Source organism: Arthrobacter sp. 05T444 (genome assembly GCF_056395905.1).
Genome location: NZ_JBFTKK010000018.1, coordinates 43,834 through 57,816, shown reverse-complemented (window position 1 = coordinate 57,816; position 13,983 = coordinate 43,834). Strand labels below are relative to the sequence as shown.

The window sequence follows — 13,983 nt, the reverse complement described above, 5'->3', positions numbered from 1 at the left end:
TCCTCAGGCGAGCGCCTTCCGCGCCCGGCTGAGCGCCTGAAGCCAGTAGAAGGACTTCTTGGGGGTGCGCTTGAGCGTGTCAAAGTCTACGTGGACCAGGCCGAAACGCTGGGAGTACCCGGCCGCCCACTCGAAGTTGTCCATCAGGGTCCAGACGTAATAGCCCAGCAGTTCCACATCGTGTGCAATACCGCCGGGGGCGGTGGAAACCATGGCCTGGTGCAGATGGTGGGCCAGATAGTCGATGCGCCTGGTATCCGCGATGGGACCAGTGACGTGCTCCGGCTCCGGGAAGCTTGCACCGCTTTCTGTGATGTACAGCGGCGGCAGCGCAGCCCCGTACCGGTCTTTGAGTTCACGCAGCAGGATTCCCAGATGCTCGGGCGCAACCGGCCAGCCGAAGCCCGTGGTGTCGTATTCCGGGAAGGCCGCCAGATGGAACGGCATGCGGGCCATGGCGTCCGCGGTTCCGGCCGGGGTGTCTGCGGAACCCTGCCCGGTGGCAACCTTCACGGGGTAGTAGTAGTTCACCCCATAGAAGTCGAGAGGCTGGCTGATGAGGCGGAGGTCGTCGTCGGACGCTTTGGTCAGGGATCTGAACCAGGGCTTGGCTGCGGCCGGAGGTTTCGGGTAGCGGCCCAGGAGGATGGGGTCGGCGTAAACCCTGTTGAGGACCAGGTCAAACACCCTCGCCAGCAGCCGGTCGGTCAGTTTCCGCGACGCCGGGCGCACGGGCGAATGCAGGTTGGTGACACCGATGCCACCGGCGACACCCGCCGCCCGGAGCGCCTGGACGGCAAGCCCGTGGCCCAGCAGTTGGTTGTGAACGGAGGGCAAGGCGTCCAACAGTAGATCCCGGCCGGGCGCGTGAACGCCCAGGGCATAGCCGTTCAGGGTCACGGACACAGGCTCGTTCAGTGTGACCCACTGCGCCACGCGGTCGCCGAGCCGTCCGCCGGCGGCCGCGGCATATTCCGCGAAGTGCTCCGCCGTGGCACGGTTCATCCAGCCGCCGCTGTGTTCGAGGGGGAGCGGAGTATCCCAGTGGTAGAGGGTGGCCATGGGGGAGATGCCGGCGGCCAGCAGCTGGTCGATCAGCCTGTCGTAAAAATCCAGGCCGTGCGAATTGATGGCGCCCCGCCCGTCGGGCTGGATCCGCGGCCAGGAAAGGGAGAAGCGGTAGGAGTCGATGCCCAGTTCCCGCATGAGGGCCACGTCTTCGGGCGCGCGGTTGTAATGGTCGCAGGCCACTGCAGGGGAGTGCCCGTCAACGATGTTCCCGGGTTTTTCGGCGAAAGCGTCCCAGCCGGACGGTCCTCGACCGTCGGCGGCCAGGGAGCCCTCGATCTGAAACGCTGCTGCAGCCACCCCCAGGGTGAAACCGGGTCTGAGCCGCCCCGCGAGATCCTGAACCGAAGCGGTGTTTACGGCGTCAGCATTCTGCACGGCCATTCACCTATCATCCATTCGAAGATTGCCGAAGGCAATGACCGCCTGGGGAGGCCGTCACCCGCACCGAGGATGTCCGCACGCGGGCCTGACAAGGCCTGATTCGCATCCGGCAGCAAAATCCGGCATACTAGATGAGTTGTTCAAGCGCTTCTTCGCGTCCCGATCCGGATAATGCCGGGTGACAGGGTCCAGGTCGAAGTCCAAACATAACCCACTCCCCATGGAACTGCGGGCTCGCACGCTTCGAAGGTGCGACACGCCCGACCGCGGGGGTCGGTTACGTCGGCAGGTTGAGGAACCCGGATTTATCCGGATTCAGTTTGTGCGGCGGGTGGTAGTTCAGACTTCAAATGCTTCGGCAGCCACATACAACAGGTAAGTAAACAGAGCAGCATTTACTGAAAGAGAGTCAGGCGACATGGCGGGACAAAAAATCCGCATCCGGCTGAAGTCATACGACCACGAGGTCATTGACGTTTCAGCACGGAAGATCGTTGAGACGGTCACGCGCGCAGGCGCAACGGTAGTGGGCCCCGTGCCGCTGCCGACGGAGAAGAACATTTACTGCGTAATCCGCTCTCCCCACAAGTACAAGGACAGCCGCGAGCACTTTGAAATGCGCACGCACAAGCGTCTGATCGACATCATCGACCCCACGCCCAAGGCTGTTGACTCGCTTATGCGTCTCGACCTGCCGGCCGACGTGAACATCGAAATCAAGCTGTAGGGAGGTGCTGAGAGACTATGACCGCAACCCGTAACGTAAAGGGCCTGCTGGGCACGAAGCTCGGCATGACCCAGGTCTGGGACGAGAACAACAAGCTCATCCCCGTCACTGTTGTCCAGGCTGACTCGAACGTCATCACCCAGCTGCGTAACGCAGAGACTGATGGCTACGTCGCCGTTCAGATCGGCTACGGCCAGATCGATCCCCGCAAGGTCACCAAGCCGCTGGCTGGTCACTTTGAAAAGGCAGGCGTCACGCCTCGCCGCCACGTCGTCGAACTGCGCACTGCAGATGCTGACTCTTACGAGCTGGGCCAGGAGCTCTCTGTAGAGCTCTTCGAAGCCGGCCAGAAGATCGACGTTATCGGCACCACCAAGGGTAAGGGCTTCGCCGGCGTTATGAAGCGTCACGGCTTCCACGGCGTTGGAGCTTCCCACGGTGCCCACAAGAACCACCGTAAGCCCGGTTCAATCGGTGGCGCATCCACCCCGAGCCGCGTCTTCAAGGGCATGAAAATGGCCGGCCGCATGGGCGCCGTTCGTCACACCACGCTGAACCTCACTGTTCACGCGGTTGACGTCGAGAAGTCGCTGCTCCTGATCAAGGGTGCCGTCCCCGGCGCCCGCGGCCAGGTCGTACTCGTACGCACCGCCGTGAAGGGAGCCTAGTTCAATGACTAGCACTGTCAAGGTTGACCTGCCCGCAGAGATCTTCGACGTACAGACCAACGTGCCGCTGCTGCACCAGGTCGTCGTTGCACAGCTCGCTGCTGCTCGCCAGGGTACCCACAAGACCAAGACCCGCGCCGAAGTTTCCGGTGCAGGCCGCAAGCCGTTCAAGCAGAAGGGTACCGGCCGCGCCCGTCAGGGTTCCATCCGTGCTCCTCACATGACCGGCGGTGGCGTTGTCCACGGTCCGACTCCTCGCGACTACAGCCAGCGCACCCCCAAGAAGATGATTGCTGCTGCACTTCGCGGCGCACTGTCTGACCGCGCCCGTAACGGACGCATCCACGTCATTGCTGACCTGGTCGCCGGCTCCACGCCGTCCTCCAAGGAAGCACTGGCAACGCTGCGCGGCGTCTCCGAGCGCAAGAACCTGCTCGTTGTCATTGAGCGCGCCAACGATGTTGCTGCACTGTCCGTGCGCAACCTCGAGGAAGTTCACGTTCTGTACGCAGACCAGCTGAACACCTACGACGTTCTCGTTTCTGACGACGTAGTCTTCACCAAGGCTGCCTATGAAGCATTCGTTGCTGACAAGGCTGCAAAGAACGAGGAGGATGCCAAGTGAGCGCAGCCACCATCAAAGACCCGCGCGACGTCGTGCTTGCACCCGTTGTTTCGGAAAAGAGCTACGGCCTGATCGATGAGGGCAAGTACACCTTCCTGGTGGACCCCCGCTCGAACAAGACCGAGATCAAGCTGGCCGTGGAGAAAATTTTCTCCGTCAAGGTCGAATCGATCAACACCATCAACCGTGCCGGTAAGCGCAAGCGCACCAAATTCGGATGGGGTATCCGCAAGAACACCAAGCGTGCGATTGTCACCCTCAAAGAAGGCACTATCGACATCTTCGGCGGTCCGCTCGCGTAGCGGAGACCACTTTAACGAGGAAATAAATTATGGGAATCCGTAAATACAAGCCGACTACCCCGGGCCGTCGCGGCTCGAGCGTAGCTGACTTCACCGAAATCACGCGGTCGACGCCGGAAAAGTCGTTGGTACGTCCGCTGCCCAAAAAGGGTGGCCGTAACAACTCCGGCAAGATCACGACCCGTCACAAGGGTGGTGGACACAAGCGCCAGTACCGTCTGATCGACTTCCGTCGCCACGACAAGGACGGCGTCAACGCCCGCGTTGCCGAAATCGAGTACGATCCGAACCGCACGGCTCGCATCGCCCTCCTGCACTACGTTGATGGCACCAAGCGTTACATCATCGCCCCGAACAAGCTCTCCCAGGGTGACTTCGTAGAGGCCGGTGCCGACGCTGATATCAAGCCCGGCAACAACCTGCCCCTGCGCAACATCCCTGTGGGTACCGTTATCCACGCAGTTGAACTGCGTCCGGGTGGCGGCGCCAAGATGGCACGTTCCGCTGGAGCTTCTGTTCAGCTCGTCGCCAAGGAAGGCCGTTTCGCCCAGCTGCGTCTGCCTTCCGGTGAAATCCGCAACGTTGATGTGCGCTGCCGCGCAACCATCGGCGAGGTCGGCAACGCCGAACAGTCGAACATCAACTGGGGCAAGGCCGGCCGTATGCGCTGGAAGGGCGTCCGCCCGACCGTCCGTGGTGTCGCCATGAACCCGGTTGACCACCCGCACGGTGGTGGCGAGGGTAAGACGTCCGGTGGACGTCACCCCGTCAACCCGAACGGTAAGCGTGAGGGCCGCACCCGCCGCCCGAACAAAGAGAGCGACAAGCTTATTGTGCGTCGTCGTCGTACTGGCAAGAACAAGCGATAGGAGCCTGGACACATGCCACGCAGCCTGAAAAAAGGTCCTTTCGTTGACCAGCACCTCTTTGTGAAGGTGGACAGGGAAAACGAAAAGGGCACCAAGAACGTCATCAAGACCTGGTCCCGCCGCTCGATGATCATCCCCGACATGCTCGGGCACACGATCGCCGTGCACGACGGACGCAAGCACATTCCGGTGTTTGTCACCGAGTCGATGGTCGGGCACAAGCTCGGCGAATTCGCTCCCACGCGGACATTCCGCGGCCATGTCAAGGACGACCGTAAGGGCAAGCGCCGCTAGGCGCCTGCACTTACGTCAAAGACGAGAGAAGGAAAGCAATGGAAGCCAAGGCAATTGCGCGTCACATCCGCGTAACGCCTATGAAGGCCCGGCGCGTCGTCAACCTTGTTCGTGGTAAGCAAGCGAACGAGGCTCTGGCAATTCTGAAGTTTGCCCCCCAGGCAGCTTCAGAGCCGGTATTCAAGGTAGTTCAGTCGGCAATCTCCAACGCCCGGGTCCTCGCGGACCGCGACGGTGTTGCGTTTGACGAAGGTGACCTCATCATCAGCGAAGCGTTTGTTGATGAAGGCCCGACCATGAAGCGGTTCCAGCCGCGTGCTCAGGGTCGTGCATTTCAGATCAAGAAGCGCACGAGCCACATCACCGTGGTAGTCGCTACCCCGGAGAAAGAGGAGGCTCGCTAAGTGGGACAGAAAGTTAACCCGCACGGGTTCCGACTCGGCATCACCACCGATCACGTATCGCACTGGTTTGCTGACAGCACCAAGGCTGGCCAGCGGTACAAGGACTTCGTTCGCGAAGACATCCGTATCCGCCAGCTCATGTCCACGGGCATGGAGCGCGCCGGTATCGCCAAGGTCGAAATCGAGCGCACCCGCGACCGTGTCCGCGTGGATATCCACACGGCACGTCCGGGCATCGTTATCGGCCGCCGCGGTGCAGAAGCAGACCGCATCCGCGGCGAGCTCGAAAAGCTCACCGGCAAGCAGGTCCAGCTGAACATCCTCGAGGTCAAGAACCCCGAGATGGAAGCCCAGCTTGTAGCGCAGGGCGTTGCTGAGCAGCTGACTTCCCGCGTGGCTTTCCGCCGTGCGATGAAGAAGGCCATGCAGTCCGCACAGCGTGCCGGTGCCAAGGGTATCCGTATCGCTTGCTCCGGCCGTCTGGGTGGCGCAGAAATGTCCCGCTCGGAGTTCTACCGCGAAGGCCGTGTGCCCCTGCACACCCTCCGCGCGAACATCGACTACGGCTTCTACGAAGCCAAGACCACCTTCGGCCGCATCGGCGTGAAGGTCTGGATCTACAAGGGTGACGTCACGTCCAAGGAACTGGCTCAGCAGGCAGCTGCTGCTCCGTCCCGTGGACGCGGTGCCAGCGACCGTCCGGGCCGCCCGGGTGGCGCTGACCGTGGTGACCGCCGCCGTCGTACCGACCGTCCGGCAGCCGAAGCAGCTCCTGCTGCTGCAGCTCCGGCAGCCGATGCCGCTTCTGCCGCACCGGCACAGGCAGCAGAAGGAGGACAGGCTTAAATGCTTATCCCACGTCGAGTCAAGCACCGTAAGCAGCACCACCCGGGTCGTTCCGGCGCTGCTACGGGCGGCACCAAGGTCTCCTTCGGTGAGTACGGCATCCAGGCCCTGAGCCCGGCTTACGTCACGAACCGTCAGATCGAGTCTGCCCGTATTGCGATGACCCGCCACATCAAGCGTGGCGGTAAGGTCTGGATCAACATCTACCCGGACCGTCCCCTGACGAAGAAGCCGGCCGAAACCCGCATGGGTTCCGGTAAGGGTTCTCCGGAATGGTGGGTCGCAAACGTCAAGCCGGGCCGGGTTCTCTTTGAGATCTCCGGTGTCGAAGAATCGGTTGCTCGCGAGGCACTGCGCCTGGCAATCCACAAGCTCCCGTTGAAGGCACGCATTCTGCGTCGCGAAGGTGGTGAATAGAAATGGCAGTAGGATCCAAGGAACTTGCATCCGCACAGCTGGACGGTTTCGACAACGAGCGTCTCGTTGAAGAACTCCGTAAGGCTAAGGAAGAGCTGTTCAACCTGCGTTTCCAGTCCGCCACCGGTCAGCTGGAGAACCACGGTCGTCTGCGCGCGGTAAAGAAGGACATCGCACGCATCTACACCGTTCTCCGTGAACGCGAGCTGGGCATTCGTGCCGAGGTTGCCGCGCCTGTTGCGGAAGCCAAGGAAGAAAAGAAGTCCAAGAAGTCCGCAGCGAAGAAGGCCGAAACGCCGGCCGAAGCTGAGACTGAGGAGGACGCCAAGTGAGTGAAAAGGACGAGAACGTGACGGAAACTGTTTCCGCTGCAGCTACGGCTGCTGAGCGCGGTGACCGTAAAACGAAGCGCGGCTACGTGGTCTCGGACAAGATGGAAAAGACCATCGTTGTCCAGGTTGAAGACCGCGTGAAGCACGCCCTTTACGGCAAGGTCATCCGCCGCACCTCGAAGATCAAGGCTCACGACGAAGAGAACACCGCCGGCATCGGCGACCTCGTTCTCCTCGCCGAGACCCGCCCGCTGTCCGCTAGCAAGCGGTGGCGCCTGGTTGAGATCCTCGAAAAGGCCAAGTAACACCTGCAGCTCTCGCCGTAACCGGTGAGGTTTGTCCGGAAACCCCCGTTCCCTTTGGGAGCGGGGGTTTTCCGCGTTTTGGCTGGCAACAGGCACCGGCCGCCGCCGTCGTCGGCTAACGGAACCGGCTTAACGGGAGGGCAGCTGCTGTGATATGGGGCTGGGCCCGAAATGTGCTAAGATTTTGAGTTTGTATGGCGCCTTCTGTGCGCCGTCATCAAACCTCGTAAACAATCGTGCCACGGCATAGTGCCCCCTTGCGCTTGGACTGCGTCTAAATCCGCTTGGGAAGCAAATGTTTTTGGCACGGGCGTTTAGGCCTGGTCTGGCAAAATCCAGGCAGGTCAAGAGACACCCCGATCAACCGTTCCGCAAGGCTCATTCCGTAGGAAGATTTTCGGTCTGAGAACCGGCGCGACGCAAGGAGTAAATAGTGATTCAGCAGGAGTCGCGACTCAAGGTCGCCGACAACACGGGTGCTAAGGAAATCCTTACCATTCGCGTTCTCGGTGGATCTGGCCGTCGCTACGCAGGCATTGGCGACGTTATCGTCGCTACCGTCAAGGACGCAATTCCGGGCGGCAACGTAAAGAAGGGCGACGTCGTCAAGGCTGTCATCGTCCGTACCAAGAAGGAACGCCGCCGTGCGGATGGTTCCTATATCAAGTTTGACGAGAACGCGGCCGTGATTCTGAAGGCTGACGGTGACCCCCGCGGTACCCGCATCTTCGGACCGGTTGGTCGTGAGCTTCGCGACAAGAAGTTCATGAAGATCGTTTCTCTGGCTCCGGAGGTGCTCTAGTCCATGGCTAAGATCAAAAAGGGTGACCTGGTTCAGGTCATCACTGGCGCCAAGGCTGAGCGCGGCGGCGACCGTGGCAAGCAGGGCAAGGTTCTGCGCGTATTCCCGGAGACCAACCGCGTGTTGGTTGAAGGCATTAACCGCGTAACCAAGCACACCAAGGTCGGTCAGTCGCAGCGCGGCACCAAGACCGGTGGCATCGAGGTCGTAGAAGCTTCGGTCCACATCTCCAACGTGGCTCTGGTTGACCCGTCCACCAAGAAGCCCACTCGCGTAGGTTTCCGCACCGAGACCGTTGAGCGCAATGGCGTGAAGCGTGAAGTGCGCGTACGCGTGGCAAAGAGCTCAGGGAAGGACATCTAATGACTGAGACTCTCGAGACTCCGGCAAGCAAGATCGTTCCTCGTCTGAAGACCAAGTACGCCGATTCCATCAAGAGCACGCTTCTTGAGGAATTCAAGTACGAGAACGTTAACCAGGTTCCCCGTCTGGTCAAGGTTGTTGTGAACATGGGTGTTGGAGATGCCGCCAAGGACTCCAAGCTGATCGACGGCGCTGTCCGCGACCTCACCCTGATCACCGGCCAGAAGCCGCAGGTAACCAAGGCCCGCAAGTCGATCGCACAGTTCAAGCTGCGCGAAGGCATGCCCATCGGTGCACACGCGACCCTGCGTGGCGACCGCATGTGGGAATTCGTGGATCGTCTGGTCACGCTGGCTCTGCCGCGTATCCGTGACTTCCGCGGCCTCAGCGGCAAGCAGTTTGATGGCAACGGCAACTACACCTTCGGTCTGACCGAACAGGTTATGTTCCACGAGATCGACCAGGATTCCATCGACCGCGTTCGCGGTATGGACATCACGGTTGTGACCACTGCCAAGACCGACGACGAAGGCCGCGCGCTGCTCAAGGCGCTTGGTTTCCCGTTCAAAACCGAAGCTTAATTAGCTACGTAAAAGGTCCGGCTGCACTGACCCTGAGGGATCAGCGCGAAGGAAACCGTTACGAGGAAGGGCAAGAGCCCAAATGACAATGACAGATCCTGTCGCAGACATGCTTACGCGTCTGCGCAATGCAAACTCGGCGTACCACGAATCCGTGACTATGCCGTACAGCAAGCTCAAGGCACGCGTTGCCGACATCCTGAAGGCCGAAGGTTACATCGCCTCCTGGAAAGAAGAAGACGCTGAAGTCGGCAAGAAGCTGACCATCGAGCTCAAGTTCGGTCCGAACCGCGAGCGTTCAATCGCCGGTGTTCGTCGTATTTCCAAGCCGGGACTGCGCGTTTACGCAAAGTCCACCAACCTGCCGCACGTGCTCGGTGGCCTGGGTGTCGCAATCCTGTCCACCTCTTCCGGCCTCTTGACTGACAAGCAGGCCGGCAAGAAGGGCGTGGGCGGCGAAGTCCTCGCTTACGTCTGGTAACGGGAAAGGAAGAGAATAATGTCACGTATTGGACGTCTCCCCATCACCGTTCCTGCCGGCGTTGAGGTCAAGGTTGACGGCTCTGTCGTCAGCGTCAAGGGTTCCAAAGGCGAGCTGAGCCACACTGTGGCCAGCCCGATCGAGGTCTCCCTGGTCGAAAGCACCCTGACTGTCGCCCGCCCGAACGACGAGCGCGCCTCCCGTTCACTGCACGGCCTGACCCGCACCCTGATCGCCAACATGATCCAGGGTGTCACCGCAGGCTACGAGAAAAAGCTTGAGATTGTCGGTACCGGTTACCGCGTCCAGGCAAAGGGTTCTGACCTGGAGTTCGCTCTGGGCTACAGCCACCCGGTTAACGTCTCGGCACCGAACGGCATCACCTTTGCAGTTGAGACCCCGACCAAGCTCTCTGTTTCAGGTATCAACAAGCAGCAGGTCGGCGAGGTTGCTGCCAACATTCGCAAGCTGCGGAAGCCGGACCCCTATAAGGGCAAGGGCATTCGCTACGCCGGCGAAGTCATCCGCCGCAAGGTCGGAAAGGCTGGTAAGTAACCATGGCCATCGCAATTAATAAGAAGCGTACGAACAAGAGCAAGTCTGCTTCACGCAGCCGCCGCCAGCTTCGTATCCGCAAGCGCATCTCCGGAACGGCTGTGCGTCCTCGCCTGGTCGTCAACCGCTCCGCACGCCACGTATTCGTCCAGGTTGTCGATGACACCAAGGGCCTGACCGTAGCGAGCGCGTCCACACTTGAAGCCGACCTTCGTGCATTCGACGGTGACAAGACTGCCAAGGCCAAGCGCGTTGGCGAGCTCGTAGCCGAGCGTGCCAAGGCTGCCGGAATCGAAGCTGTTGTCTTCGACCGCGGTGGTAACAAGTACCACGGCCGGATCGCCGCCGTCGCTGACGGTGCACGTGAAGGTGGGCTGTCACTGTGACGGAAGCAAACAAGGAAAAGGACACTGTGTCTGCAGATCAGAAGGCACCTGTTGCCGTAGCTGCTGAGGCCACTGAGACCACTGCCCCCGCAGCTGCCGATGACCGCCGTGGTGGCGCTCGTCGCGGCGAGCGTGGCGACCGTGGCCAGGGCCGCGGCGACCGTGGTGGCCGTGGCGGCCGCGACGGTGGCCGCGAAGCCGAGAAGAGCCAGTTCGTAGAGCGCGTTGTTACCATCAACCGTGTTTCCAAGGTCGTCAAGGGTGGTCGTCGCTTCAGCTTCACCGCACTGGTCGTCGTTGGTGACGGTAACGGCATGGTCGGCGTTGGCTACGGCAAGGCGAAGGAAGTTCCTGCCGCAATCGCGAAGGGCGTAGAAGAGGCCAAGAAGTCCTTCTTCCGCGTTCCCCGCATCGGCAGCACCATCCCGCACCGCGTTCAGGGTGAGGCCGCCGCAGGCGTCGTCATGCTGCGTCCGGCTTCCGCCGGTACCGGTGTTATCGCCGGTGGCCCGGTCCGTGCAGTACTGGAGTGCGTGGGCATCCACGACATCCTCTCCAAGTCGCTCGGTTCCTCCAACGCCATCAACATCGTTCACGCGACCGTTGATGCCCTGAAGCGCCTCGAAGAGCCGGCAGCAGTGGCAGCACGCCGCGGCCTCCCGCTCGATGAGATCGCTCCGCCGGCAATGGTGAAGGCGCTCATGAACCAGAAGGCAGGTGTCTGAGTCATGGCTAAGAACCTGATTCCGTCCGACGCCCAGTTGGAGATCACTCAGATCAAGTCCGCCATTGGCGGCAAGCAGAACCAGCGCGACACCCTGCGGTCCCTCGGCCTGAAGCGGATCGGACACACCGTTGTCCGCACCGCCGACGCCGTGACCGTTGGAATGCTCAACACGGTTCCGCACCTGGTAAAGGTAGAGGAGGCGAAATAAATGGCCGAGAAGAACACTGCCGAGAAGGCACAAAGCGACGCATCTGCTGACAAGCAGAACGCGCTGAAGGTTCACCACCTGCGTCCCGCCCCGGGTGCCAAGACCGCCAAGACCCGTGTTGGTCGTGGTGAAGGTTCCAAGGGTAAGACCGCCGGTCGCGGTACCAAGGGTACGAAGGCCCGCTACCAGATCAAGGCTGGCTTTGCCGGCGGCCAGCTGCCGCTGCACATGCGCCTGCCGAAGCTGCGCGGCTTCAAGAACCCGTTCCGGGTTGAGTTCCAGGTTGTAAACCTGGACAAGCTCAACGAGCTGTTCCCGGAAGGTGGCGCTGTCACCGTGGAGAACCTGGTTGCAAAGGGTGCCGTTCGCAAGAACCAGCCCGTGAAGGTGCTTGGCACCGGCGACATCACCGTCAAGGTCGACGTCACCGTCCACGCCTTCTCAGCCAGTGCCGCTGAAAAGATCGCCGCAGCAGGCGGAAGCACCACCGCTCTCTAGGAGAATTTTCTCCAGGAGCAGTGGGCTGATGCCCGTTGCGCAAACTCCCGGTACGCGGGGCCGAGGCCCCCGTGCCGGGAGTTTTTTCATATCTGCGGGTCTTCCGGATTGTTCGCATAGCGCAAACAACCGTTAGACTCGGTTGTTGGGTTTATTGACCTGCATCACAAGACTTATTAACTACTGAGGAGGACGCTTGCTTAGCGCATTCGGCCGGGCTTTTCGAACGCCTGATCTGCGTCGCAAGTTGTTGTTCACGCTGGGAATCATCACAATCTTCCGCTTGGGAGCCTTCATCCCCTCGCCTGGTGTGAGCTACCAGAATGTCCAGCAATGCTTGTCGAACGGGCAGACCCAGGGCGGGATCTACCAGCTCGTCAATCTTTTCAGCGGCGGTGCATTGCTGCAGGTCTCCATCTTCGCTTTGGGAATCATGCCGTACATTACGGCCAGCATCATTGTGCAGCTGCTTCGGGTGGTCATTCCCCGTTTCCAGCAGCTGTACGAAGAGGGCGCCTCGGGGCAGTCCAAGCTGACGCAGTACACGCGTTATCTGACCATCGCCCTTGGCCTGCTGAACGCAACCACCTTGGTGTCCCTGGCGCGTTCCGGTCAGTTGCTGCCCGGTTGCGCGCTGCCCATCATCCCGGACAGCAGCGTCATCACCACGATCCTGATCATCATCACGCTGACCGCCGGCACCGGCCTCATCATGTGGATGGGCGAGCTCGTGACCGAAAAGGGCGTGGGCAACGGTATGTCCCTGTTGATCTTCACCGCCATCGCTGCCGGCTTCCCCACGTCTCTGGGCGCTATCTGGACGGCACAGGGCCCGGGAACGTTCTTCTTGGTCCTCGTCATCGGTTTGCTGACGGTTGCGCTCGTCGTGTTCGTTGAGCAGTCCCAGCGCCGCATCCCGGTGCAGTACGCCAAGCGGATGATCGGACGCCGGACTGTGGGCGGCACCAGCACCTACATTCCCATCAAGGTCAACATGGCTGGCGTTATCCCGGTGATCTTTGCCTCGTCCATGCTCTACCTGCCGGCGTTGATTTCACAGTTCAACCAGCCCAAGGCCGGGGAGCAGTTGCAGCCGTGGGTTGAGTGGATCAACAACAACCTGACCCGCGGGGACCACCCCATCTACATGGCGCTCTACTTCGCCATGATTGTTTTCTTTACATACTTCTATGTCGCGATCACCTTCAACCCTGAAGAGGTCTCGGACAACATGAAGAAATACGGCGGCTTCATTCCGGGTATCCGTGCCGGCAAGCCGACCGCGGATTACCTGCAGTACGTCCTGTCGCGGATCACGCTGCCCGGCGCCTTTTACCTTGGCTTCGTGGCACTGATCCCGCTGGTGGCGCTCGTGCTGATCAACGCAAGCCAGAACTTCCCGTTCGGTGGCACCTCGATCCTGATCATGGTGGGCGTTGGCTTGGAAACCGTCAAGCAAATTGACGCGCAGCTACAGCAGCGTCACTACGAAGGGCTATTGCGATGACCAGAATGTTGATTATCGGACCACCGGGTTCCGGCAAGGGTACTCAGGCGGAACGCATCTCGGAGCGCCTCGGCGTCGTTGCGATCTCCACTGGCGACATCTTCCGGGCGAACGTCAAGGGTGAGACGCCGCTCGGCGTCGAAGCCAAGAAGTACATGGACGCGGGTGACTTCGTTCCGGACAGCGTGACCAACAAAATGGTTCGTGACCGCCTCAGCGAATCCGACGTCGAAGACGGCTTCCTGCTGGACGGCTACCCGCGCACCACGGCCCAGGTTGACTACCTGGACGAGATCCTGGCCAATGGTGACCAGAAGCTCGACGTCGTCCTGCAGCTGACCGCTGACGACGAGGAACTCGTTGCACGCCTCCTCGGCCGTGCCAAGGAAACCGGCCGCAGCGACGACAACGAAGCCGTCATCCGCCACCGCCTGGATCTCTACCACGAGCAGACCGAGGCCGTTGTGGCCAAGTACGCCGAGCGCGCCATCCTCACCCAGGTGGACGGCATCGGCGGCATTGACGAGGTCACCGACCGCGTCATGCAGGCCATCAAAGAGGCTCAGACAGCCTGATTCAGTAACAACGCTACGAGGCTCCTCCCGGTTTATTGGGAGGGGCCTCCGGCTTTTAG

Annotated in this window: 23 protein-coding genes; 22 read left to right on the top strand and 1 reads right to left on the bottom strand. The window is 60.9% G+C overall.

Features of this window, described 5'->3' with window-relative positions; all coding sequences use genetic code 11:
- Window positions 1-3: 3 nt before the first annotated feature.
- Window positions 4-1,452 carry a GH1 family beta-glucosidase gene (locus AC1DD3_RS16580; protein ID WP_230118106.1) on the bottom strand — a complete coding sequence of 483 codons (1,449 nt, stop codon included), beginning with the start codon at window positions 1,450-1,452 and terminating at the stop codon, window positions 4-6.
- 418 nt (window positions 1,453-1,870) lie between these two features.
- On the opposite strand from AC1DD3_RS16580, the gene rpsJ reads away from it, so the two are divergent.
- The 22 genes from rpsJ (at window position 1,871) to AC1DD3_RS16470 (ending at window position 13,924) form a co-directional block, all read left to right on the top strand.
- Complete coding sequence (gene rpsJ / locus AC1DD3_RS16575; protein ID WP_038464699.1) at window positions 1,871-2,179, top strand: 30S ribosomal protein S10; 309 nt, start codon at window positions 1,871-1,873, stop codon at window positions 2,177-2,179.
- A 17-nt stretch (window positions 2,180-2,196) separates the two neighbouring features.
- On the top strand, window positions 2,197-2,847 hold the full coding sequence (gene rplC, locus AC1DD3_RS16570) for a 50S ribosomal protein L3 (RefSeq protein ID WP_056626643.1): 651 nt from the start codon (window positions 2,197-2,199) through the stop codon (window positions 2,845-2,847).
- 4 nt (window positions 2,848-2,851) lie between these two features.
- Window positions 2,852-3,472 (top strand): 50S ribosomal protein L4, encoded by a 621-nt coding sequence (gene rplD, locus AC1DD3_RS16565; RefSeq protein ID WP_230118107.1) that lies wholly within the window; start codon window positions 2,852-2,854, stop codon window positions 3,470-3,472.
- On the top strand, window positions 3,469-3,774 hold the full coding sequence (gene rplW / locus AC1DD3_RS16560; RefSeq protein WP_230118108.1) for a 50S ribosomal protein L23: 306 nt from the start codon (window positions 3,469-3,471) through the stop codon (window positions 3,772-3,774). The genes rplD and rplW overlap by 4 nt, the downstream gene beginning before the upstream one ends.
- Window positions 3,775-3,803: 29 nt before the next feature.
- On the top strand, window positions 3,804-4,643 hold the full coding sequence (gene rplB, locus AC1DD3_RS16555) for a 50S ribosomal protein L2 (RefSeq protein WP_078027238.1): 840 nt from the start codon (window positions 3,804-3,806) through the stop codon (window positions 4,641-4,643).
- Between the two features lie 12 nt (window positions 4,644-4,655).
- Window positions 4,656-4,937, top strand: coding sequence for a 30S ribosomal protein S19 (gene rpsS, locus AC1DD3_RS16550; protein ID WP_011692805.1), 282 nt, complete (start codon window positions 4,656-4,658; stop codon window positions 4,935-4,937).
- Window positions 4,938-4,975: 38 nt separating this feature from the next.
- On the top strand, window positions 4,976-5,341 hold the full coding sequence (rplV, locus tag AC1DD3_RS16545) for a 50S ribosomal protein L22 (protein WP_003803798.1): 366 nt from the start codon (window positions 4,976-4,978) through the stop codon (window positions 5,339-5,341).
- The gene (gene rpsC, locus AC1DD3_RS16540; RefSeq protein WP_230118109.1) at window positions 5,342-6,187 is read left to right on the top strand and encodes a 30S ribosomal protein S3; all 846 of its coding nucleotides are present in this window, start codon (window positions 5,342-5,344) and stop codon (window positions 6,185-6,187) included. It begins immediately after the preceding gene.
- A complete protein-coding gene (rplP, locus tag AC1DD3_RS16535) occupies window positions 6,188-6,604 on the top strand; it encodes a 50S ribosomal protein L16 (protein WP_013601829.1) in 417 nt (138 codons plus the stop codon).
- 2 nt (window positions 6,605-6,606) lie between these two features.
- Window positions 6,607-6,936 (top strand): 50S ribosomal protein L29, encoded by a 330-nt coding sequence (gene rpmC / locus AC1DD3_RS16530; protein WP_290369733.1) that lies wholly within the window; start codon window positions 6,607-6,609, stop codon window positions 6,934-6,936.
- A complete protein-coding gene (rpsQ, locus tag AC1DD3_RS16525) occupies window positions 6,933-7,241 on the top strand; it encodes a 30S ribosomal protein S17 (RefSeq protein WP_230118110.1) in 309 nt (102 codons plus the stop codon). The genes rpmC and rpsQ overlap by 4 nt, the downstream gene beginning before the upstream one ends.
- 433 nt (window positions 7,242-7,674) lie before the next feature.
- On the top strand, window positions 7,675-8,043 hold the full coding sequence (rplN, locus tag AC1DD3_RS16520) for a 50S ribosomal protein L14 (protein WP_024366126.1): 369 nt from the start codon (window positions 7,675-7,677) through the stop codon (window positions 8,041-8,043).
- Between the two features lie 3 nt (window positions 8,044-8,046).
- Entirely contained in the window at window positions 8,047-8,406 is a 360-nt protein-coding gene (gene rplX, locus AC1DD3_RS16515) for a 50S ribosomal protein L24 (RefSeq protein ID WP_230118111.1), read from the top strand.
- Window positions 8,406-8,987 carry a 50S ribosomal protein L5 gene (rplE, locus tag AC1DD3_RS16510; protein ID WP_230118112.1) on the top strand — a complete coding sequence of 194 codons (582 nt, stop codon included), beginning with the start codon at window positions 8,406-8,408 and terminating at the stop codon, window positions 8,985-8,987. The genes rplX and rplE overlap by 1 nt, the downstream gene beginning before the upstream one ends.
- An 82-nt stretch (window positions 8,988-9,069) precedes the next feature.
- The gene (gene rpsH, locus AC1DD3_RS16505; RefSeq protein WP_230118113.1) at window positions 9,070-9,468 is read left to right on the top strand and encodes a 30S ribosomal protein S8; all 399 of its coding nucleotides are present in this window, start codon (window positions 9,070-9,072) and stop codon (window positions 9,466-9,468) included.
- An 18-nt stretch (window positions 9,469-9,486) separates the two neighbouring features.
- Window positions 9,487-10,023 carry a 50S ribosomal protein L6 gene (gene rplF, locus AC1DD3_RS16500; protein ID WP_230118114.1) on the top strand — a complete coding sequence of 179 codons (537 nt, stop codon included), beginning with the start codon at window positions 9,487-9,489 and terminating at the stop codon, window positions 10,021-10,023.
- Between the two features lie 2 nt (window positions 10,024-10,025).
- Window positions 10,026-10,409, top strand: coding sequence for a 50S ribosomal protein L18 (gene rplR, locus AC1DD3_RS16495; protein WP_011692796.1), 384 nt, complete (start codon window positions 10,026-10,028; stop codon window positions 10,407-10,409).
- The gene (rpsE, locus tag AC1DD3_RS16490) at window positions 10,406-11,134 is read left to right on the top strand and encodes a 30S ribosomal protein S5 (protein ID WP_214968822.1); all 729 of its coding nucleotides are present in this window, start codon (window positions 10,406-10,408) and stop codon (window positions 11,132-11,134) included. Before rplR ends, rpsE begins: the two co-directional genes overlap by 4 nt.
- A gap of 3 nt (window positions 11,135-11,137) precedes the next feature.
- Window positions 11,138-11,344, top strand: a complete 207-nt coding sequence (gene rpmD, locus AC1DD3_RS16485) for a 50S ribosomal protein L30 (protein WP_056626615.1) — start codon at window positions 11,138-11,140, stop codon at window positions 11,342-11,344.
- Entirely contained in the window at window positions 11,345-11,842 is a 498-nt protein-coding gene (gene rplO, locus AC1DD3_RS16480) for a 50S ribosomal protein L15 (RefSeq protein ID WP_230118115.1), read from the top strand. It abuts the gene before it with no gap.
- A 196-nt stretch (window positions 11,843-12,038) separates the two neighbouring features.
- The gene (gene secY / locus AC1DD3_RS16475; protein ID WP_476876070.1) at window positions 12,039-13,349 is read left to right on the top strand and encodes a preprotein translocase subunit SecY; all 1,311 of its coding nucleotides are present in this window, start codon (window positions 12,039-12,041) and stop codon (window positions 13,347-13,349) included.
- 5 nt (window positions 13,350-13,354) lie between these two features.
- A complete protein-coding gene (locus tag AC1DD3_RS16470) occupies window positions 13,355-13,924 on the top strand; it encodes an adenylate kinase (protein ID WP_230118152.1) in 570 nt (189 codons plus the stop codon).
- Window positions 13,925-13,983: the final 59 nt, after the last annotated feature.